This is a genomic window from Yoonia maritima, from assembly GCF_043641945.1.
GTDB classification, from domain to species: Bacteria; Pseudomonadota; Alphaproteobacteria; order Rhodobacterales; family Rhodobacteraceae; genus Yoonia; species Yoonia maritima_B.
On the sequence record NZ_JBHZRX010000003.1, the window covers coordinates 435,969 to 456,530 of the forward strand.

General features: G+C 52.1%; 18 protein-coding genes. 8 read left to right on the forward strand and 10 right to left on the reverse strand.

Translation table 11 applies throughout. The annotated features are described in order from the left end of the window. Window positions 1-34 precede the first annotated feature (34 nt). On the reverse strand, window positions 35-835 hold the full coding sequence (gene kdsB / locus ACHUEV_RS08780; protein WP_394178980.1) for a 3-deoxy-manno-octulosonate cytidylyltransferase: 801 nt from the start codon (window positions 833-835) through the stop codon (window positions 35-37). After that, on the reverse strand, window positions 835-1,632 hold the full coding sequence (gene cysQ / locus ACHUEV_RS08785) for a 3'(2'),5'-bisphosphate nucleotidase CysQ (RefSeq protein ID WP_394178982.1): 798 nt from the start codon (window positions 1,630-1,632) through the stop codon (window positions 835-837). The genes kdsB and cysQ overlap by 1 nt, the downstream gene beginning before the upstream one ends. A 121-nt stretch (window positions 1,633-1,753) precedes the next feature. Here cysQ and ACHUEV_RS08790 point away from each other — a divergent pair, with 121 nt between their 5' ends. From ACHUEV_RS08790 to radC, 4 genes are all read left to right on the forward strand, one after another. Next, the gene (locus ACHUEV_RS08790; protein ID WP_394178984.1) at window positions 1,754-2,575 is read left to right on the forward strand and encodes an ABC transporter permease; all 822 of its coding nucleotides are present in this window, start codon (window positions 1,754-1,756) and stop codon (window positions 2,573-2,575) included. A 215-nt stretch (window positions 2,576-2,790) separates the two neighbouring features. Continuing rightward, window positions 2,791-4,695 carry a molecular chaperone DnaK gene (dnaK, locus tag ACHUEV_RS08795; protein ID WP_394178985.1) on the forward strand — a complete coding sequence of 635 codons (1,905 nt, stop codon included), beginning with the start codon at window positions 2,791-2,793 and terminating at the stop codon, window positions 4,693-4,695. Window positions 4,696-4,771: 76 nt separating this feature from the next. Further along, window positions 4,772-5,920 carry a molecular chaperone DnaJ gene (gene dnaJ / locus ACHUEV_RS08800; RefSeq protein WP_394178987.1) on the forward strand — a complete coding sequence of 383 codons (1,149 nt, stop codon included), beginning with the start codon at window positions 4,772-4,774 and terminating at the stop codon, window positions 5,918-5,920. A gap of 73 nt (window positions 5,921-5,993) precedes the next feature. Then, window positions 5,994-6,761: a RadC family protein gene (gene radC / locus ACHUEV_RS08805; RefSeq protein ID WP_394178989.1), complete on the forward strand. Its 768-nt coding sequence runs from the start codon at window positions 5,994-5,996 to the stop codon at window positions 6,759-6,761. Here radC and ACHUEV_RS08810 read toward each other — a convergent pair. Continuing rightward, complete coding sequence (locus ACHUEV_RS08810; RefSeq protein WP_394178991.1) at window positions 6,758-7,744, reverse strand: hypothetical protein; 987 nt, start codon at window positions 7,742-7,744, stop codon at window positions 6,758-6,760. The two genes, radC and ACHUEV_RS08810, sit on opposite strands and share 4 nt — an antisense overlap. Window positions 7,745-7,813: 69 nt before the next feature. Continuing rightward, the gene (gene secA / locus ACHUEV_RS08815; protein ID WP_394178993.1) at window positions 7,814-10,507 is read right to left on the reverse strand and encodes a preprotein translocase subunit SecA; all 2,694 of its coding nucleotides are present in this window, start codon (window positions 10,505-10,507) and stop codon (window positions 7,814-7,816) included. A 183-nt stretch (window positions 10,508-10,690) separates the two neighbouring features. Here secA and ACHUEV_RS08820 point away from each other — a divergent pair, with 183 nt between their 5' ends. Genes ACHUEV_RS08820 through mutT form a run of 3 tightly spaced genes read left to right on the forward strand, consistent with a single transcriptional unit; the run spans window position 10,691 to window position 13,150 of the window. After that, complete coding sequence (locus ACHUEV_RS08820) at window positions 10,691-11,536, forward strand: peptidylprolyl isomerase (protein WP_394178995.1); 846 nt, start codon at window positions 10,691-10,693, stop codon at window positions 11,534-11,536. Between the two features lie 4 nt (window positions 11,537-11,540). Then, entirely contained in the window at window positions 11,541-12,755 is a 1,215-nt protein-coding gene (gene argJ / locus ACHUEV_RS08825) for a bifunctional glutamate N-acetyltransferase/amino-acid acetyltransferase ArgJ (protein WP_394178997.1), read from the forward strand. Further along, complete coding sequence (gene mutT / locus ACHUEV_RS08830) at window positions 12,752-13,150, forward strand: 8-oxo-dGTP diphosphatase MutT (RefSeq protein ID WP_394178999.1); 399 nt, start codon at window positions 12,752-12,754, stop codon at window positions 13,148-13,150. Before argJ ends, mutT begins: the two co-directional genes overlap by 4 nt. Here mutT and ACHUEV_RS08835 read toward each other — a convergent pair. The 6 genes from ACHUEV_RS08835 to rimP form a co-directional block, all read right to left on the reverse strand. Further along, window positions 13,145-13,345, reverse strand: coding sequence for a lipopolysaccharide assembly protein LapA domain-containing protein (locus ACHUEV_RS08835; protein WP_394179001.1), 201 nt, complete (start codon window positions 13,343-13,345; stop codon window positions 13,145-13,147). The two genes, mutT and ACHUEV_RS08835, sit on opposite strands and share 6 nt — an antisense overlap. A 1-nt stretch (window position 13,346) precedes the next feature. Next, window positions 13,347-13,781 (reverse strand): hypothetical protein, encoded by a 435-nt coding sequence (locus ACHUEV_RS08840; RefSeq protein WP_394179003.1) that lies wholly within the window; start codon window positions 13,779-13,781, stop codon window positions 13,347-13,349. 192 nt (window positions 13,782-13,973) lie between these two features. Further along, window positions 13,974-16,454: a translation initiation factor IF-2 gene (gene infB, locus ACHUEV_RS08845; protein ID WP_394179005.1), complete on the reverse strand. Its 2,481-nt coding sequence runs from the start codon at window positions 16,452-16,454 to the stop codon at window positions 13,974-13,976. Next, window positions 16,451-17,086 (reverse strand): RNA-binding protein, encoded by a 636-nt coding sequence (locus tag ACHUEV_RS08850; RefSeq protein WP_394179007.1) that lies wholly within the window; start codon window positions 17,084-17,086, stop codon window positions 16,451-16,453. Before ACHUEV_RS08850 ends, infB begins: the two co-directional genes overlap by 4 nt. Window positions 17,087-17,113: 27 nt before the next feature. Beyond that, window positions 17,114-18,727 carry a transcription termination factor NusA gene (gene nusA / locus ACHUEV_RS08855; RefSeq protein ID WP_394179009.1) on the reverse strand — a complete coding sequence of 538 codons (1,614 nt, stop codon included), beginning with the start codon at window positions 18,725-18,727 and terminating at the stop codon, window positions 17,114-17,116. Further along, window positions 18,727-19,302, reverse strand: a complete 576-nt coding sequence (gene rimP, locus ACHUEV_RS08860) for a ribosome maturation factor RimP (protein ID WP_106358672.1) — start codon at window positions 19,300-19,302, stop codon at window positions 18,727-18,729. The genes nusA and rimP overlap by 1 nt, the downstream gene beginning before the upstream one ends. Window positions 19,303-19,558: 256 nt before the next feature. Between rimP and ACHUEV_RS08865 the strand changes: the two genes are divergently transcribed. Beyond that, a complete protein-coding gene (locus tag ACHUEV_RS08865) occupies window positions 19,559-20,500 on the forward strand; it encodes a glycosyltransferase family 92 protein (protein WP_394179011.1) in 942 nt (313 codons plus the stop codon). Window positions 20,501-20,562 lie beyond the last annotated feature (62 nt).

A 20,562-nucleotide genomic window follows, 5' to 3' on the forward strand; every position in this document is an offset into this window, starting at 1 on the left:
ACATCTCAAGAACCTCACCACAGCATGACAGCGTTTATGCCTGCCCCATTTCCTGCAGCATTGCCTCAATAAGAGGCACATCTTCAGGGTTGTTCAACTCCCAAAACTGTCGTCCTTTGCCCTCAACTTCAACACAGAGCATGGGGACACCGCGCTCAAGAAACCGAAGCTGTTCGAGCCCCTCGAGTTGTTCTAGCGGACCAGAAGACCAACCCGAATAGGCCGCAAGTGCGGCTGGTCGGTAGGCATAAACACCGACATGATGAAAGACAGGTGTCTCATCATCGTCGGCATAGGTTTTACCTGTATAGGGGATGACCTCTTTCGAAAAATACAGCGCATTGTTATCTGCACCAAACACGGCTGTCGTTCCACCCACGCGTCCAGCGCGCCGATCAGACAAAAATCCGTTCAGTGCACGCCCCTCGGTCCGCAATACTGGAGTCGCAACATCTGCATTAGGTTGCGCGCGCAATCCTGCAACTAGATCTTCAACGAACCAAGCAGGCGTGAGTGGCGCATCCCCCTGCAGGTTCACAACGATATCGTAGTCGCCCTCAACCTTACCCACCGCCTCTGCACAACGCTCGGTTCCGTTTTGGCATTCAACCGAAGTCATCACGACATCCGCACCAAATGCACGGGCCGCATCCGCAATCCTTTCGTCATCAGTTGCCACGACAACTCGATCAACGCCTTTGACCTGCATTGCAGCATCCCACGACCGACGGATCAGGCTCTTCGCATCTCCGTCTGCCCCGCGCAGTTCCACAAGCGGCTTGCCGGGATATCGCGTTGACGCGTAGCGTGCTGGAACGACGATTAAGACTGACATTAGGCTTTTTCCAAAATCACATCAGGTGAGAGTGCAATGAAGAAGGGGTTCGCAAACCCTGACTTGCCGTATTTCAGTGGCGTATGATCGTCAAAGCGTACCACGCGACCGCCAGCACCGTTCAGGACGGCATGCCCAGCTGCTGTGTCCCATTCCATTGTGCGACCAAGGCGTGGATAAAGATCGGCCTCACCTGTTGCGACAAGACAAAACTTGAGCGACGAACCCGCGCTTTTCATATCACGAACACTATATTTGTTGATGTAGTCGTCCGTAGCTTCATCCCTGTGAGACTTCGAAGCCACAACCAGCAACGCATTGTTGTCTGGTTTTGAGACATGCATCGGCTCTGTCTGTCCAACTACATCTTTCGCGAAGGGGCCAGTTTCTTCAACGGATGCACCTTCAGCGTCAGTATAAAACAGCCGTTCTTTTGCTGGCGCATAAACGATGCCGCGAACGGGTACACCATCAACGACATAGGCGATGTTCACTGTAAAATCACCGCGACGCTTAATGAATTCTTTCGTTCCGTCCAGTGGGTCAACAATCAAAAATGTGCTGACCGATTGGCTATGTGAATTTGATTGCTCTTCAGTAACAAGCGGAACATCGGGGAATGCTTCACGCAAACCAGCGCTAATAATCGCATCCGCAGCCTCATCAGCTACTGTCACCGGGCTTTCATCACTCTTGGACCGAATCTCAAAATCATCGGCCGCATAGATTTCCATAATCTTGTCACCTGCCAAGAGCGCCAGCTCTCGCATCACTTTAGTTAGTTTATCGAAATCCATGAGGCGGATCCTATTTATTGAATAGTTAAGCTATACTCGTTATGGATGTTCATTCTAATATGAGCAAGCCGATCCCATCACAACCTGTGCTGGTATTTTTAGGATGCAGTGAAAACGTAACATGTTCCAGACGCGCCAAAATGCAACCACGACCGGAAGCTTCTTTAGCAATCTAGAGCTTATCTACTACGTCACTGTAAGATCTGTTCGCGGCGGGCATCGCAACGCTGTGGTTGGCATGATCATAACGATCCTGCAAAGCCTCGTGTTGGTCGCGGTGTTTTTCGCGATGTATCTCGTTATCGGTATTCGTACATCTCCAATACGTGGCGATTTTCTACTTTATATTATGTCAGGCGTGTTGTTGTTTCGCGCGCACATCCAAACGGTAAAATCCGTCGAAAAAGCTGGCGGCGCCCTCGCGCCAATGATGCTTTACGCGCCAATGAACCCAATCGTTACGATGTGCTCGGCCGCGCTGTCGACACTGTACCAACAGATCCTCGCGATCGCGATTGTTCTTACAATCTACCACTGTGCTGTGACGCCCATTTCCATCAACGATCCGGTTGGTGCGATGGGTATGCTACTGCTTGCATGGTTCTCTGGCATTGGCGTGGGCATCATTTTCTTGGCCATCACGCCTTGGTTTCCACGCACGATGGCTATTGTTGGCCAAATGTATCGACGTTTGAATATGATTGCGTCTGGCAAAATGTTCCTAGTGAACTCTCTTCCGGCGAGTATGATCGCCACTTTTGACTGGAACCCACTCTTCCACATTATTGACCAAAACAAAGGGTTCGTTTTCCTGCACTACAATCCACATTTTACTACCATTTCTTACCCCTTGTATGTTTCGTTGGTCTTACTCGTCATTGGTATGATGGGTATGTTCTTTACGCGGCAACACGTATCAGCCAGTTGGAGCGCTGGACGTTAATCCCGTGAACGACCCGCATTAACTTTTTATGCACAAAATTACGGGTTTTTTGCAAATTGAGTCGCCTTAGAGCGCTTGCAGCCCAGTTTCCGCATCCCTATATACGCCTAGATCATTTGTTTAGGGGTCTTCCCCTGATCATCAGAACGTAACTGGCGCGGGTGCCGAAACGGGTTCGCGCTACTCAAACCGCCTAAAGTAAAGGGATTTGAAACATGGCCAAAGTAATTGGTATCGACCTCGGAACAACCAACTCCTGTATTGCCATCATGGATGGCTCTAAACCACGTGTGATTGAAAACGCCGAAGGTGCGCGCACTACGCCATCTATCGTCGCGTTCACCGACGAAGAACGTCTTGTCGGTCAGCCTGCCAAGCGTCAAGCAGTCACAAACCCAGAAAACACAATCTTCGCTGTTAAGCGTCTGATCGGCCGCCGGTTCGACGATGCTGATTTGGCAAAAGAAAAGAAAAACATGCCGTTTGCTATCGTAAACGGCGGCAACGGCGACGCATGGGTGGAATCCAAGGGTGAGAAGTACTCCCCTAGCCAAATCTCTGCGTTCATCCTTGGTAAGATGAAAGAAACCGCCGAAAGCTACCTTGGCGAAGAAGTTTCCCAAGCCGTTATCACGGTTCCTGCATACTTTAACGATGCTCAGCGTCAGGCGACGAAAGACGCCGGTAAGATCGCTGGCCTCGAAGTACTACGCATCATCAACGAGCCAACAGCGGCTGCGCTGGCATATGGCCTTGATAAAAAAGACACACAGACAATCGCAGTCTATGACCTTGGTGGTGGTACATTCGATGTAACCATCTTGGAAATCGACGACGGCCTGTTCGAGGTGAAATCTACCAACGGTGACACGTTCCTTGGTGGTGAAGACTTTGACATGCGCATCGTTAACTACCTCGCAGACGAGTTCAAAAAAGAACACTCTGTCGACCTGACCAAAGACAAGATGGCGCTACAGCGTCTGAAAGAAGCTGCTGAAAAAGCGAAGATCGAACTGTCCTCTTCTTCCAGCACAGAAATCAACCAGCCGTTTATCTCTATGGGTTCAAACGGTCAGCCACTGCACATGGTCATGAAACTGACCCGCGCAAAGCTGGAATCGCTTGTACTTGACCTGATCAAAAACTCGATCAAACCATGTAAAGACGCGATCAAAGATGCTGGCCTATCTGTTGGTGACATCGACGAGGTTGTTCTTGTTGGTGGTATGACCCGCATGCCACGCGTAAAAGAGGAAGTCGGCAAGTTCTTTGGTAAAGAACCACATCAGGGCGTGAACCCAGATGAAGTTGTTGCCATGGGTGCTGCTATTCAGGCCGGCGTTCTGCAGGGTGACGTGAAAGACGTTGTTCTTTTGGACGTGACACCACTGTCGCTGGGTATCGAAACACTGGGTGGCGTGTTCACTCGTTTGATCGACCGCAACACAACAATCCCGACGAAAAAGTCTCAGGTTTTCTCGACTGCCGAAGACAACCAGAACGCTGTGACACTGCGCGTGTTCCAAGGTGAGCGTGAGATGGCTGCCGACAACAAAATGTTGGGTCAGTTCAACCTCGAAGAGATCCCACCAGCACCACGCGGCCTGCCACAGATCGAAGTCACCTTCGACATTGATGCCAACGGTATCGTTGAAGTTGGCGCGAAAGACAAAGGCACTGGTAAAGAGCAAAAGATCACGATCCAAGCATCTGGCGGTCTGTCCGATGAAGACATCGAAGCAATGGTCAAAGACGCTGAGGATAACGCCGAGGCAGATAAAGATCGTCGCGAATTGATCGAAGCGAAAAACCAAGCTGAGAGCCTGATCCACTCGACTGAAAAGTCTATGGAAGAGCATTCTGACAAGGTTGACCCAACAACGATCGAAGCGATCGAACTGGCAATCGCTGCACTTAAGGATGACCTTGAAGACGGCACCGCCGACAAGATCAAATCTGGCATCCAGAACGTTACTGAATCCGCCATGAAACTGGGCGAAGCTATCTACAAATCCTCTCAAGAAGAGGCCGGTGAGGCAGAGCCCGAAGCACCAGCAGCCGATGACGACATCCTTGATGCCGACTTCGAAGATCTGGACGACAACAAGCGCAGCGAATAAGCCAGCGCGCGTTTAGGAAAATGGACCGGCCCAAATCCGGGTCGGTCTTTTCCATTCCCAAGGGGGAAAATTTATCATGGCAAAACGTGACTATTATGAAGTGCTTGGCATCGCTAAAGGTGCCGACGCTGCTGCCATCAAGAAAGCCTATCGCCAAAAGGCGAAAGAGCTGCACCCTGACCGCAACGCTGACGACCCAACCGCCGAAGCAAAGTTCAAAGAAGCTAATGAAGCTTACGAAGTCCTCAAAGACGAGAACAAGAAAGCCGCTTATGACCGCTATGGTCATGCTGCGTTTGAAAACGGCATGGGTGGCGGCGGACAACGCCCAGGTGGCGGCCACGGTGATTTTGGCAGCGCATTCTCAGACGTGTTCGACGATCTATTTGGCGACTTCATGGGTGGTGGCCGCGGTGGCGGTGGCCGTCGTGGCGGTGCGCAACGCGGTAATGACCTGCGCTATAACCTTCGGATCAACCTCGAAGACGCCTATGCTGGTCTGAAAAAGACGATCACTGTTCCAACTGCTGTTGGATGTGACTCCTGTAACGGCACCGGTGCCGAAGGTGGTTCTGAACCCCAGACGTGTCCGACATGTGCTGGCATGGGCAAGGTCCGCGCGCAGCAGGGTTTCTTTACTGTCGAACGCACTTGCCCGACATGTTCAGGTATGGGTCAAACGATCAAAAACCCATGCAAATCCTGTCATGGCCAAGGTCGCACCGAGAAAGAGAAATCGCTTTCGGTCAACATCCCAGCTGGCGTTGAAACCGGCACACGTATTCGCCTTGCTGGCGAAGGCGAGGCCGGCATGCGTGGTGGCCCGACAGGTGATCTGTACATCTTTATCGAGGTCAACGACCACGCGCTGTTCGAACGCGAAGCAAGCAACCTGTTCTGTCGGGTTCCTGTTTCGATGGCGACTGCAGCGCTTGGTGGTGAAATCGAAGTACCGACCATCGACGGTGGCCGTAGCCGCGTCAAGGTTCCAGAAGGTTCGCAATCGGGTCGTCAGATGCGTTTGCGTGGCAAGGGTATGCCTGCGCTTCGCGGCGGCGGCAGTGGCGACATGTTCATCGAACTTGCCGTTGAAACACCTGTGAAGCTCACTGCGCGCCAGCGTGAAATTCTAAAGGAATTCGACGAACTTAGCGAAGACAACAACCCTCAGGGTTCGACCTTCTTTAAGTCAGTCAAAAACTTTTGGGATTCGATGAAAGGCTAAGTATTTGGCCCCGATGTTTGTCACCGGGGCCAAATTCACCGTTCATTAACTGATCTTGGCAGACACTAGGGACATGTCCCATTTTGCCGAATCTCGTTCCTTATTCTCTGATGCTGATGAAGTGGTCGAAATCCGACCGCTGCCTTCCGGGCGAACGCCGTCCTATATGCGCGATCACCGTAAGCGATTGCGCGAACGGTTTTTGACCGGCGGCGCAACGGCGGTTCCGGACTATGAGCTACTTGAGCTCATCCTATTTCGTGCGATCCCAAGGCAAGACGTAAAACCACTTGCCCATGAGCTGATCAACACCTTCGGTGACTTTAATCGGGTGCTTTCTGCTCCGCTTCATCAATTACAACAAGTCAAAGGTGTTGGAGACGCAGTCGCGCTCGAGATCAAAATAGTGGAAGCTGCGTCACATCGATTAGCTCGTGCAAAAGTTATGCAGCGCCACGTGGTTTCTAGCTGGGATGCCCTGCTAAATTATTGCCATACCACGATGGCACACAGAGACACGGAACAGTTCCGAATCCTATTTCTAGATACCAAAAACACCGTAATAGCAGACGAAGAACAGGCCAAGGGCACCCTAGATCACGTACCAGTCTACCCGCGAGAGGTCGTTAAACGCGCTTTAGAACTGAATGCGGCGGCGCTCATTCTGGTACACAACCACCCATCTGGTGATCCAACCCCTTCCGCGGCTGACATCGGCATGACTGGACAGATCAACCGCGCGGCACAAGCGCTCGGAATTACCGTTCATGATCACTTGATCATCGGTAAGTCATGCGAGGTCAGCTTTCGCGCTGAAGGAATTTTCGAGCAGTTTCGCTAGCGGATTAGCGCGGTATAGGGTGCTAATGCGTCGACCAAGACAATGAATTGGCTCGCATTGTCGCAAGACGGTGTATCGATTGACACATTAGTGGGAATGGACACTTGGCCCGCGACCACTTGAATGACCTGAACATTGAAAGAACGATCACAGTTTTCGTCGGTCACCATCACACCAACAGGCATTTTCACAACCATGTCAGCGCGCACGGAACGGGCGGGATAGGTATAGACCTCTGCCTGATAAGGGATAGCCGCGTAGCGGGTGCCATAGTGTGCGACAAAGCCGTGTTGCCCCAAAATAGCGAGGTTTGGCGTATGCGCCGACCCTGACCAAATATGGCCGTTTTCACCAAAGCTTGCATCACCTTCGAGCACGTGAAGCTGTAGGTTTTCTTCGCCACGCCATTGAAGAATAGTACGATCATATTGCAGCGCGTCGCGCATAGCGATGGATGTCCGCGCCTGTTCCACATTGTTGATCAAGACGGAAATCTCACCATCCTGCGATAATACTGGGATTGAAACACTGCCAATCCCGTCGCGGTCGGTACGACCGGAAAACCGCAAACCGTCATGCGAAATAACAAACTCGGTCCGCTTGTTGCAGGGCGCGTTAATCGACAGCCCAGCCATAGCCGCAGGAACGGCGGCCGCTGACAATGTCACTTTGCAGCGATCATCTATCACTGATGTTGCCGAAATCGTCCCAAGTTCTGGCGCAGGTTCTTCGGTATAGTTTTCGGCAACATGTACGACCGCCTGAACATTCGCCAAATGGTCAGCAAGTGTATGGGTATTCTCTGCCACCCCAAATACGGATTGCGATTGTCTACTAGTCACAACCGTCACCGCACGCGGGACCGTTGTCGGTGCGGCTTCGCCAGATGCCGCGCCGCCAGAATCGTATTGGACAAGAAAACCTAGGCCCAAGGCCACCGAAAACGTCGCCAAGACCGTCTTGATCGTTCTCATACGCGACATGTGGGGTTCCGTTAACTAATCACTCTGCCTAGACGATAGCAGTACCGGGCAGAGTGATTAAGCAATAATTCACGCAAGCCGACCATGGCAGTGCTTGAACTTCTTACCTGAACCGCATGGGCAGTCGTCATTGCGCGATGGATTTCCCCAAGTCGCTGGATCTTTCTCGTCAAACCCTTCGCGCGCGTTTCCTGCGATCGCCCCAGTTGCTTGTTGCCCAGCCGCGGCAGCTGCCTGCTGTTGCTTCAAAGCTTGAGCAATCATTTCTTCTTGCTCTTCTTTGGACATCGGGCGGATGCGCGCGAGCTGCTTAGTCACGTCAGAACGCAACCCATCCAGCAAGCTTTCGAAAAGTTGGAAGCCTTCGGTCTTATATTCGTTTAGCGGATCGCGCTGCGCGTACCCACGGAAACCAACGACTGACCGCAAGTGGTTCAGCGTCAAAAGGTGTTCACGCCATTTGCCGTCGATGGTCTGAAGCAGCAACTGCTTTTCGACACGGCGCATGGTTTCGGGGCCAAATGCCTCGGCCTTTTCACTCATGAATTTGTCACATGCCTCTTCCAAGCGCTCGACGATGTCGCCATCATCAACACCCTCTTCGGCGGCCCAGTCAGCAACAGGTAGATCCAGCCCAAGCTGTTCTTTCACAGCTTCGGACAATCCATCAGTATCCCACTGATCTGCATAGCTTTTTGGTGGAATGTAATCTGTGACCAGATCGTCAATCACCTGATCACGCATATCTTTGACGATCTCAGATAGATCAGACGCTTCCATGATTTCGCGGCGCTGTGAAAAGATCACTTTGCGCTGCTCATTCATGACGTCATCGTATTTCAACAGCTGCTTACGAATGTCAAAGTTGCGTGCTTCGACCTTTGCCTGCGCACGTTCTAGCGACTTGTTGACCCATGGGTGAACAATCGCTTCACCTTCTTTCATGCCCAATCCGGACAGTACTTTATCAAGCCGCTCTGACCCGAAAATACGCATCAGATCGTCTTCCAATGACAGGAAGAATGATGAACGGCCAGGGTCACCCTGTCGGCCAGAACGACCGCGCAATTGGTTATCAATGCGGCGGCTTTCGTGACGTTCAGTCGCCAAAACGAAGAGGCCACCAGCGTCTTTTACAGCCTGTTCATCGGCATCATGTGCGGCTTCGATCTCTGCGCGGATCGCAGCGTGATCGCCATCAGGGTTGGCCTCAATGGCCTCCATGATTTTGAATTCGACGTTGCCGCCCAGCTTAATATCTGTCCCGCGGCCTGCCATATTGGTGGCAATCGTCACTGCATTCAAACGGCCTGCATCGGCAACAATCTGCGCTTCTTGCTCGTGCTGACGAGCGTTCAGAACGTTAAATTTGATTCCCTCCGCCTGAAGAAGGCGGGCCAAATGCTCTGATTTCTCGATTGAGGTCGTGCCGACGAGAATCGGCTGGCCTGTCTCGTGGGCTTCTTTGATCTCTTTGACGACACCTTCGAATTTTTCTTTGGCGGTACGGTAAACTTGATCATGCTCATCAACACGGGCGATTGGCCGGTTCGTCGGAACCTCGACCACGCCTAGGCCATATATCTCCATGAACTCTTCAGCTTCAGTGGTTGCTGTACCCGTCATGCCGCCCAGTTTTTCGTAAAGACGGAAGTAGTTCTGGAAAGTAACCGACGCGAGCGTCACGTTCTCGGGTTTAATTGCGACGCCTTCTTTGGCCTCGATCGCCTGATGCAGACCATCAGACAGACGGCGACCGTCCATCATACGGCCCGTGAATTCATCAATCAGAACGACCTGATCATTGCGCACGATATAGTTGTCATCTTTGACGAACAGCTTGTGCGCTTTCAGGGCTTGGTTCACGTGGTGAACCAATGTCGCGCTTTCCGGATCGTACAGCGTCTGACCTTCAGGCAGCAGGCCCAGTTCTGTTAGCCGTGCCTCGAGGAAATCATTGCCTTCCTCGGTGAAGGTTGCCTGTTTAGATTTTTCATCCAGCGTAAAGTGCTCGTCCTGAACTTCAGGGATCACTTTATCGATGGTCGCGTACATTTCGCTGCGATCTTCGGCAGGGCCAGAGATAATAAGCGGTGTCCGTGCTTCATCGATCAGAATACTGTCGACCTCATCCACAATCGCGAAGTTGTGAGGGCGCTGGTACATCTGATCCAGCTCGGACTTCATGTTGTCGCGCAGATAATCAAAGCCCAGCTCATTGTTCGTGGCATAGGTCACGTCACAAGCGTAGGCTTCCTTCTTTTCGGCGTCGGGCTGGTTTGGGACCACAACACCTGTAGTTAGGCCTAAAGCACTGTAAACGCGGCTCATCCATTCGGCGTCACGGCTGGCAAGGTAATCGTTCACGGTAACGATATGAACGCCTTTGCCTGTCAGTGCATTCAGATAGGCCGGGAACGTCGCAACAAGGGTTTTACCCTCGCCGGTTTTCATCTCAGAAATGTTACCTTGGTGCAGGAAAATCCCACCCATTAGCTGCGTATCGAATGCCCGCAGCCCCAATGAGCGCTTGGCAGCTTCGCGACAGTTCGCGAATGCCTCTGGCAGCAGTTTATCAAGGCTTTCGCCACCCTTTGCACGCGTGGCAAGTGCCTCGGTCTTTGTCTTGATGCCTTCGTCAGAAAGCGCCTCGAACTCGGGCTCTAGCGCGTTGATCTTTTCGACCAGTGGACGGACAGCTTTTACTTTGCGGTCGTTCGGTGTGCCAAACACCTTTTTGGCAATCGTTCCGATACCCAGCATATTCACTCCGGCGGCGCATCCGCGCCTGTCTGACATCAATTTGAGACGAGGTCGCTTGTAGGCCCGTGATTGGCCACATACAAAGGGCCAAGACCAGCCCCGTCGAGGCATCTTAGGGATGTAAGGGGCCGGATATGCAGTGTCAACGCCACGCGCCTGCGTGGGTCATTAAGGGATCAATTTATGCTGAAACATGTTACATTTTTGGGTGCATCTGCACTGGCCTTGTCTTTGTCTAGCGCCGCGTTCGCCCAAGACGACGTAACAGCCGACACAGTCATCGCGACCGTCGGTGAAACCAACATCACACTGGGTGAACTGCTCATCGCACGCACCCAGCTGCCAGAGCAGTACGCGACCCTGCCAAATGAAATGCTGTTCGAAGGCTTGGTAGATCAACTGATCCAACAACAGCTTCTTGCAGATGCCATCAAAGAAGTTCCTGCCCGCGTCACTTATTCGCTGCAAAACGAAGAGCGCACATTGTTGGCAGGTGCTGTGATCACCGAAGTTGCAGAAAACTCTGTCACGCCCGAGATGATCCAAGCCGCTTACGACGAACGCTTTGCGGATGCGGAAGAAGTACCTGAATTTCACGCAGCACACTTGCTGACTGAAACTCAAAAAGAAGCTGCTGCTGCAAAAGCACGCATCGACGAAGGTGAAGAATTTGCCGACGTTGCACGCGATGTATCGACAGGCCCAACTGGCCCAAATGGCGGAGATCTGGGTTGGTTTGGCCCAGGCGCAATGGTTCCTGAATTTGAGACTGCAATTACAGAACTTGAGGTCGGCGGCGTTTCAGAGCCATTTGAAACACAGTTCGGTTGGCACGTTGCAACATTGTTGGAACAGCGCGCTCAAGCTCTGCCAACGCTCGAAGAAATGTCACAGCAAATCACTGCTGAATTGCAAGAAGCAGCGATTACAGCTTATCTGGAAGAACTGGCCGCTGGTCAGGATGTTGTAAAACCTGAAGCTGACCAATTCGACCCAGAGATCATCGGTCGCTTCGAATTGCTGGACTAAACACATGGCTGTTTCACCACTTGCACCTGAAAGGTTTCCGGAGCTTCCGGAAATCGAAGGCGTTACTTTCGCATCTGTTGCCGCTGGCGTTCGCTATGCGGGCCGCACAGATGTAATGCTTGCGTGTTTGACTGCAGGTTCCGCCGTTGCAGGCGTGTTCACACGATCTGCTACGCGGTCAGCAAACGTGCTTGATTGCCAATCAAAGCTAGGCAGCGACCCAACTGGCGCCGCAGCGATCATCGTCAATTCGGGAAACTCAAACGCGTTCACGGGCAAGCATGGTGATGGCAGCGTTGCTGCGATCTGTACTGCCGTCGCGGATGAGCTAAAGATCGACCCAAGTCGCGTCTTTACCGCGTCGACAGGTGTAATTGGTGAACGGCTTCCTCACGAACGGATCACAGCGAAAGTAAGCGAACTGGTCGCCAACCAAAGCCCTTCCAAGATCGAAGAGGCCGCCCGCGCGATCATGACCACGGATACCTTCCCCAAAGGTGCCACAGCGACAGTGATGGTCGATGGGAAACCCGTAAAGATCGCAGGTATCGCAAAAGGGTCTGGCATGATTGCACCGGACATGGCGACGATGCTTGTCTACATCTTTACGGATGCCAAGATCAGTCAACCAGACCTGCAAAAGATCATCAGCACGCAAAACGACAAGACCTTCAACTGCATCACTGTTGATAGCGATACATCAACGTCAGACAGTCTTGTCGCTGCTGCCACTGGTGCATCGGGTGTTGATGTCACCGGAAACGATGCATTCGTTGATGCCATGCATGGCGTTATGTTGGATCTTGCACACCAAGTCGTCCGTGACGGCGAAGGCGCAACCAAATTCGTTACAGTTGATGTAACAGGTGCGGCCGATGATACGGATGCACGCAAAGTTGCTATGGCGATTGCCAACTCACCGCTGGTGAAAACGGCGATTGCTGGCGAAGATGCCAACTGGGGCAGAATTGTCATGGCTGTTGGTAAATCTGGTGCAGCGGCAGATCGTGATCTACTGAGCATTCGGTTTGGTGACATCCTTCTAGCGGAAAAAGGCTGGCGTTCACCCGACTATTCCGAAGAGGTCGCTAGCGCCTATATGAAGAATCAAGAGCTAACGATCAGTGTTGATCTAGGGCTAGGTTCCGGCAAATCGACCGTTTGGACCTGTGATTTGACCCATGGTTACATCGACATCAACGCGGATTACCGGTCTTGAAGACTGTTCTTGTTTCCGCTGTCGCACTGATTGACCCCGACGGGCGCGTGCTGCTTGCACAGCGCCCCGAAGGTAAATCTATGGCAGGCCTATGGGAATTCCCGGGCGGCAAAATCGAGGTTGGTGAAACCCCAGAAGCTGCGCTTATCCGTGAACTTCAAGAGGAGTTGGGCATCGACACTTGGGCGTCATGCCTAGCGCCGCTCACTTTCGCGAGCCACAGCTATGAAGATTTCCATCTTCTCATGCCGTTGTTTGCATGTCGGAAATGGGAGGGCACACCACAAGCACGTGAAGGGCAGACGCTAAAATGGGCACGCGCAAATGAACTACGCGACTACCCTATGCCTGCGGCAGATGTCCCGCTGATACCGATCCTGCGCGACTGGTTATGAACGTCGTTGGCGCGATGTGCCAACGACCCAACCAATCATAAAACCAAACAAAATACAGATCACCACGACGACTGAACGGCGCATCTCAAAGTCCGCGTTCAAGAACTTGAACTCAACCAAAGCGGCGTTCTGAATCATAAAGACTATGATCATAGCGGCCCAAAGGCCAAGAACTGTCCATTTCAAGCTACGCATTTTAGTTCCCACCAAATTGACGAGGTCGCATCTGTATACCGCGTCCTTCAATCATTCCCAAATATGCGCATGTTCGCAATACAGCCCAATAGCCCGCATCGATGTTCGTGGTCAGCCTTTTGGGTGAACCTGAAATCGGCAGCAGTACAGTTTGGTTTACGTGACCATCTTGTGCAATTTCGGTCCAGCCGCGTGAACAAATCCGATCAGAAAAGACAAGCGACAGGCGCCCTCTCATCCACGCAAGTGTTGGCACACTTAACAAACGTTCAAAAACTGCTCCGGCGACTGGATCATGACCTAACGCAACAATTGACGGCCCACTAAAATGGCCACCAAGCCGATAACCCGCAGGTTCGGCTCCACTCTTTGACGCTACTACATCGACCAAATGCGCCAAATCTTGCGCATCCTGCCGCGGTAAAAAATGTTCCATCATGGCTACCCTCTGCATTGATGTATTTCCATGACCCAAACAAAATGGCCTTGTTTGGATTTGCAGAGACGTACTTCACAAATGAAATTAAGAGAAATTCATAATATTTACCCTTAAGGCAACTATTACTCATTACAAAAAAGGCCGCCCAATTGGACGGCCTTTCTTACTAGTTTTTCAAATGCGTAGCCGTTACAGGTTACGTTCGACTTCTTCACGCTCGAAGATCTCGATCACGTCATCAGGACGGATATCGTCGTAGTTTTCGAACGCCATACCGCATTCTTGACCAGACTGAACTTCTGCGACTTCGTCTTTAAAGCGCTTCAGCGTCTTCAGCGTGCCTTCGTGGATAACCACGTTGTCGCGTAGCAGACGTACGCCTGCAGAACGACGGGCCACACCTTCGGTGACGATACAACCGGCAACCTTGCCGACGTTAGACACCTTGAAGACTTCTTTGATTGCAGCGTAACCGATGAATTTCTCGCGAATTTCGGCGGACAGCAGGCCAGATGCCGCTTTCTTCACGTCGTCTACAAGATCGTAGATGACTGAATAGTAGCGAATTTCGATACCCTTCTGGTTGGCAGTGTTACGCGCCGATGTATTGGCACGTACGTTAAAGCCAAACACTGGTGCGCCAGATGCCTCGGCAAGACCGATATCTGTTTCAGTAATCGCACCAACACCGGAATGCAGAACGCGGACGCGGACTTCATCGTTACCGATTTTTTCCATCGCCTGAACGATCGCTTCGGCAGAACCTTGAACGTCGGCCTTCACAACAATCGGCAGTTCGCTGACGTTTTCGTCGGCTTTGGCGTTTGCCATCAGTTGCTCAAGCGTTGTTGCTGCACCAGCTGCTGCACGTTTTTCTTTGGCCGCTTTTTCACGGTATTCCGCAATTTCACGTGCCTGCGCATCAGTATCGACAACGTTCAAAACGTCACCGGCTTCTGGTGTGCCGTTCAGGCCAAGCACCTCAACAGGAACCGCAGGACCAGCTTCGCTTACACGTTCGCCTTTGTCGTTGATCAGCGCACGAACTTTACCGTACTGCTCACCCACAACAAAGATATCACCTTGGCGCAGCGTACCGTTCTGAACCAGAACAGTCGCAACCGGACCACGGCCTACGTCAAGCTGGGCTTCGATCACAGCACCTTCGGCAGCGCGATCAGGGTTCGCTTTCAGTTCCAGAATTTCCGCCTGAAGCGCGATAGCTTCAAGCAGTTCGTCCAGACCTTTGCCTGTCATTGCAGATACTTCAACGTCCTGAACATCACCGGACATCTTTTCAACGATAACTTCGTGCTGCAGCAGATCGGTACGAACTTTGTCTGGGTTCGCTTCTGGCTTATCGATCTTGTTAATCGCTACGATCATTGGAACCTTAGCAGCCTTAGCGTGGTTAATCGCTTCGATTGTTTGCGGCATAACCGCATCATCCGCAGCAACAACCAGAACAACAATGTCCGTGACCTGTGCACCGCGCGAACGCATCGATGTAAAGGCAGCGTGACCTGGTGTATCTAGGAACGACAGAACAGCGCCGCTGTCAGTAGTGACCTGATAAGCACCGATGTGCTGAGTGATCCCGCCAGCTTCGCCAGCAACAACTTTCGCGTTACGGATCGCATCAAGAAGCGATGTTTTACCGTGGTCGACGTGGCCCATGATCGTGATGATCGGAGGACGCGATTTCAGATCCTTAGGATCGTCTTCAACTTTGGTGATCACGTCTTCAACGTCAGCGTCAGAAACACGGACCACTGTGTGGCCGAATTCTTCGATGATCAGTTCAGCGGTATCAGCGTCGATTGTCTGGTTCTGGGTTGCCATGATGCCGTTTGTCATCAGTGCCTTAACCACATCTGCCACACGTTCGGACATACGGTTCGCCAGTTCAGAAACGGTGATCGCTTCTGGCAGGGCTACTTCGCGGAATACCTTTTCACGCTCTACAGAACCGCCCATTGCCTTTGCACGGGCACGGTCTTGTTTACGCTTCATTGCGGCCATTGAACGCTGACGACCACCTTCGCGGCCAGCCATCGCATCATTCAGTGTCAACTTACCGGAACGACGACCATCATCACCACGACCCGGCTTCGCCTTCGAAGCCTTCTCGCGAGTTTCACGCTCTGCTTTGCGCGGGGCAGAAGATGGACGTGACACTGCTGTTTCACCCGGAGGCGCATCAGCAGGTGCCGCAGGCGCAGCTGCAGCTTTTGCCTTAGCTTTTGCAGCTTCGGCGCGTTTACGCTCTTCTTCTTCGGCTTTTGCCTTTGCGCGTTCTTCACGGGCGCGATCTTCAGCTTCTTTCGCTTCGATCTCTGCACGGCGTGCTTCACGCTCTGCTGCGCGGGCCTTTTCTTCGGCTTCGCGCTTTGCTTGTTCTTCGGCTTCGCGGGCTTTCGCCATCGCAAGTGCCTTCATCCGGCGCTCTAGCTCGACATCAGAAATGCCTGCGGGCCGCTTTGAAGGGTCGCCACCAATCGGGCCAGAACCACCAGTTGGCTTGGCTGCGCCGGGCTTTGGAACCACAACACGTTTACGTTTGGTTTCCACCACGACGTTCTTGGTCCGCCCATGGCTAAAGCTTTGCTTCACGTTGCTTGGACGCGAACCACCGAGACCGAGTGTCTTTTTACCGTCGTTATCGCTCATTTAGCTTCTTTATCCTTCCCGGAGGCCGTATCGCCACCGTCCACTTCGCGCAAGCCACGTAGCTTTGTGGCTTCGTCTACAACACGATTGCTGAGTCCGCCAGTCGCAAGCGCGCCATGTATCACACTTTGCCGCCCAAAAGCCAAACCCAATTCTTCAGCAGTAAAACAGCCAAAATATCGGGCACCTTCGGGCGTCCACAATTTCGTCTTGCCACGTTCGGACCCATCAGAGGCCTGAACCAAAACGCGGACCCGCTCGCCACCGGCGAGCCAACCCTTTACCTTTTCAAATCCACAAACCGCACGCCCGGCCTTACGGGCCATTGCGATCATATCTACCGCATGACGCGCAAGCTGACGCTCGACTTCGTCCGCCAAACCGTCAGGCACGGTCACTGGCTTTTTCGCGGCGCGAGAAAACTGCCCCTTAGTGGCCGCTTCCAACGCTTCACGCGTTGACGACACATACATGCCGCGGCCGGGCAGTTTACCCAACACATCGGGATAAACTTGGTTGTCGGGACCAACAACAAAGCGGATGAGCCCAGCTTTTGGCTGCGCCTCTCCGGTGACGATGCACTTCCGTGTCGCCTCGTCGTCTTTTACTTTGTTGTGGCCACCACGCGCCATAAATTTATCCCCTTAAAAGGCCTAAACTTAGGCCTCTTCTTCCTCTGTCAGTTCGTCTTCGTCTTCAGCGTCTGCTTCAAGTTCAGCTGGATCAACCCAACCCAACATCACACGTGCAGTCATCACCATGTTCTGTGCCTCTTCCAAGGACACGTCGAATGGCTCGAGTACGCCTTCGTCTTTGGTGCGTTCGCCATCAACGATGGTCCAGCCGCCTGCAAGTTCCCAGTCAGCGCATGTTGCAAAGTCTTCAAGCGTCTTAACGCCGTCTTTACCCAACGCTTCGAGCATCTGTGGTGTCAGGCCTTCAAAGTTCACAAGGCTGTCTTCCACGCCCAACTCACGGGCCGCGTCCATGGCTTTCTTGGCTTTCGCTTCTAGGTAGTCACGTGCACGGGCTTGCAGTTCGCTTGCTGTGCCTTCGTCTACGCCTTCGATGACAAGCAGTTCGTCAACTTCAACGTATGCAACTTCTTCAAGGTTCGTGAACCCTTCAGATACTAGTAGTTGGGCAAAGAACTCGTCCAGATCAAGAGTATCCATGAACAATTTAGTACGCAGTTCGAATTCTGCCTGACGACGCTTAGATTCTTCTTCTTCGGTCAGGATATCGATATCCAGACCAGTCAGTTGCGAAGCAAGACGTACGTTCTGACCACGGCGGCCAATTGCCAGCGACAATTGCTCATCTGGAACAACAACTTCGATTTTGCCAGCTTCTTCGTCCAGAACAACCTTGGAAACTTCAGCAGGCTGAAGCGCGTTTACAAGGAACGTTGGCATATCTTCATTCCAAGGAATGATGTCGATCTTTTCGCCCTGCAGTTCGTTCACAACAGCCTGAACACGGCTACCGCGCATACCAACACATGCACCCACTGGATCAATGGAACCGTCATAAGAGATCACTGCAATCTTCGCACGTGAACCCGGATCACGGGCCACTGCTTTGATCTCAATCACGCCTTCATAGATTTCTGGAACTTCCATCTTGAACAGTTCGGCCATGAATTCTGGTGCTGTACGTGAAAGGAAGATCTGCGGACCGCGCTGTTCGCGACGCACTTCTTTGATGTAGCAACGAATACGATCGTTCGGGCGGTATGCCTCGCGACCGATTTTTTCGTTGCGGCGCAGGACAGCTTCGCCAGCACCCACATCAACGATGACATTGCCGTATTCTTCGCGCTTAACCAGCGCGTTGATAATTGTACCGGCCTTGTCTTTGAATTCTTCGTACTGCTTGTCACGCTCTGCTTCGCGGACTTTCTGCAAGATAACCTGCTTTGCAGATTGCGCAGCGATACGACCCAACTCAACTGGCGGGACTTCTTCGACGTACTCTTGGCCAACTTCTGGATCTGCCATGTACTGCTTGGCTTGCTCTACAGTGAACTCAGCCTGATAGTTTTCCAGTTCTTCGTCTTCGACGACAGTACGCACGCGTGTAAACGTTGCCTTACCTGTCTTGCGGTCGATGGAAACACGAATGTCCATTTCAGCGCCGTAACGGGACTTTGCAGCCCGAGCGAGCGACTCTTCCATCGCTTCGACAACCAAGCCAGGCTCGATGTTCTTTTCGCGCGCGACGGCTTCAGCCGTTTGCAAAAGTTCCAGCTGGTTCGCGGAAGTATATGCCATCAGGTGTTCTCCTCACCGTCGATTATGGTTTCAATCTCATCAAATTGGGCCTCATCAATCTGGCCCGCATCTTTGCGCCCGCGCAGTACGTCACGGATCAATTCATCTGTCAGCACCAGCTTGGCATCTGACAGCCATTCAAATTTCAGACCAATCGTTCCCTCAGGGATCGTGATCAGGATTTCGTCGCCTTCAGTACCGGCCAACGCACCTTTGAACCGGCGACGACCGTCGATCAGCTCATCTGTTTCGATCTTGGCTTCAAAGCCTTCCCACTGGTCAAAGTCTTTCAGGCGGGTCAGCGGGCGGTCGATGCCCGGGCTGGAAACCTCAAGGTTATAGACGTCAACAATCGGGTCTTCGACATCCAACACAGCGCTCAGCGCTGTGGACACGTGTCCGCAATCGTCAACTTCCATCGTGCCATCAGGTTTTTGCACCATGACTTGCAAGATCGTTTCCTTGCCCGACATCAGCCGAACGCGCACAACTTCAAACCCCATGTCTTCGACAACAGGCGTGATAATTTCAGCGATACGGCGGTCGATGGCCGCTTTAGCGATCAGGTCGTTCATATCTCTCTCAAGCACAAAAAAACGGGCGCGCGGCCCGTTGATGTTTCCCGGTGGAGCCGTTGGGTTTGGAAGCCAAGGCGCCGCTATTGCCGATCATATACGCCGAGAAGTCCGAGTCTGCAAGGTACCAATGTTCGACTCCTCGAAATCTGTGTCGTCAGAAGGTAATAACACCTATTGTTGTCACCGCTAGCAACTGTAATCACTGTAGACGAAACGGTGCTGCCGCAAAAAACTACTATCCAGGAGACGCAGAATGCGCATCTTTCGATCTCAATCAAAAAAGATAGAAGCAACGCAGTTCTATATTGAAAAAGCTGAGATGCAGAGTACCGGAACAGCACTAGCCCTTGCCGTCATTGTCAAAAACGAAGCCTCATCAATCCGCGAGTGGATTGAATTTCATAGGGCGGCCGGAGTTGACAACTTTATAATATACGATGATGGCTGTACCGATAAAACAATTACTATCGCAAGACAGCTTCTTACACCTGAATCGCTTGATGTCATTCCATGGTGCCAACGGCTGCAAGACGCCCACCAAGGCAGAGCTCTGCACAGCCAAGGCCTAGCTTTTGCACATGCGATTGCAAATTTTCGTCATCGGTTTCGCTGGATGGGCTTTATCGACATTGATGAGTTTTTGTTTCCAACCGAAGCCAACAGCATTCCAGATGCATTGGCCAAACTAGAGCACACTGACAATATCCTTTTGCCATGGCACATGTTCGGACGTCAGGGCTTTGCACACACACCAGAACGCGTTCTTCCAAACTACACGCAACGCTATCGCGATCCTTATGCGTCCAACGTTACGGGCATCTTAAACTTCAAGTGCATTGTGAATCCGTCAAGAACGACAAAAGCATATGTCCACGGCTTCGAAACTAGTGGAAACAAAACAATTTGGAACTCGATCGGCCAAAAATTTCGATTTGGAGCGCACAAGAAAGACACGTTTCATCGCGATCATCACCTGCAGCTTAACCACTACTTCGTCAAGTCAGACGAACAACTTGCCGCTAAAATTGGAAAAGGTTCGATTGGACTTTCTGAATTTACAAAGCACTTCAAGAACCTTGATGATCGCGCAGCGATCCTCACTCGACGCACCGAAGAAATTGAACGCGACACAGTCGAGGATCGCGCGATACTGGATTTTTGCGCACGAATTGGCTTTGATCCAACCCAAAGCTAGGCGATTAGCTAGTGCGTCTGTCTAAGCGGAAAGAATTGCACGCCCCACCTTTCGGTGGGGCG

Excerpts from the sequence above, each read along its gene's own strand:
- kdsB (WP_394178980.1), bottom strand. The coding sequence starts at position 835 with ATGTCAGTCTTAATCGTCGTTCCAGCACGCTACGCGTCAACGCGATAT.
- cysQ (WP_394178982.1), bottom strand. The coding sequence starts at position 1,632 with ATGGATTTCGATAAACTAACTAAAGTGATGCGAGAGCTGGCGCTCTTG.
- ACHUEV_RS08790 (WP_394178984.1), top strand. The coding sequence starts at position 1,754 with ATGTTCCAGACGCGCCAAAATGCAACCACGACCGGAAGCTTCTTTAGC.
- dnaK (WP_394178985.1), top strand. The coding sequence starts at position 2,791 with ATGGCCAAAGTAATTGGTATCGACCTCGGAACAACCAACTCCTGTATT.
- dnaJ (WP_394178987.1), top strand. The coding sequence starts at position 4,772 with ATGGCAAAACGTGACTATTATGAAGTGCTTGGCATCGCTAAAGGTGCC.
- radC (WP_394178989.1), top strand. The coding sequence starts at position 5,994 with ATGTCCCATTTTGCCGAATCTCGTTCCTTATTCTCTGATGCTGATGAA.
- ACHUEV_RS08810 (WP_394178991.1), bottom strand. The coding sequence starts at position 7,744 with ATGTCGCGTATGAGAACGATCAAGACGGTCTTGGCGACGTTTTCGGTG.
- secA (WP_394178993.1), bottom strand. The coding sequence starts at position 10,507 with ATGCTGGGTATCGGAACGATTGCCAAAAAGGTGTTTGGCACACCGAAC.
- ACHUEV_RS08820 (WP_394178995.1), top strand. The coding sequence starts at position 10,691 with ATGCTGAAACATGTTACATTTTTGGGTGCATCTGCACTGGCCTTGTCT.
- argJ (WP_394178997.1), top strand. The coding sequence starts at position 11,541 with ATGGCTGTTTCACCACTTGCACCTGAAAGGTTTCCGGAGCTTCCGGAA.
- ACHUEV_RS08835 (WP_394179001.1), bottom strand. The coding sequence starts at position 13,345 with ATGCGTAGCTTGAAATGGACAGTTCTTGGCCTTTGGGCCGCTATGATC.
- ACHUEV_RS08840 (WP_394179003.1), bottom strand. The coding sequence starts at position 13,781 with ATGGAACATTTTTTACCGCGGCAGGATGCGCAAGATTTGGCGCATTTG.
- infB (WP_394179005.1), bottom strand. The coding sequence starts at position 16,454 with ATGAGCGATAACGACGGTAAAAAGACACTCGGTCTCGGTGGTTCGCGT.
- ACHUEV_RS08850 (WP_394179007.1), bottom strand. The coding sequence starts at position 17,086 with ATGGCGCGTGGTGGCCACAACAAAGTAAAAGACGACGAGGCGACACGG.
- nusA (WP_394179009.1), bottom strand. The coding sequence starts at position 18,727 with ATGGCATATACTTCCGCGAACCAGCTGGAACTTTTGCAAACGGCTGAA.
- rimP (WP_106358672.1), bottom strand. The coding sequence starts at position 19,302 with ATGAACGACCTGATCGCTAAAGCGGCCATCGACCGCCGTATCGCTGAA.
- ACHUEV_RS08865 (WP_394179011.1), top strand. The coding sequence starts at position 19,559 with ATGCGCATCTTTCGATCTCAATCAAAAAAGATAGAAGCAACGCAGTTC.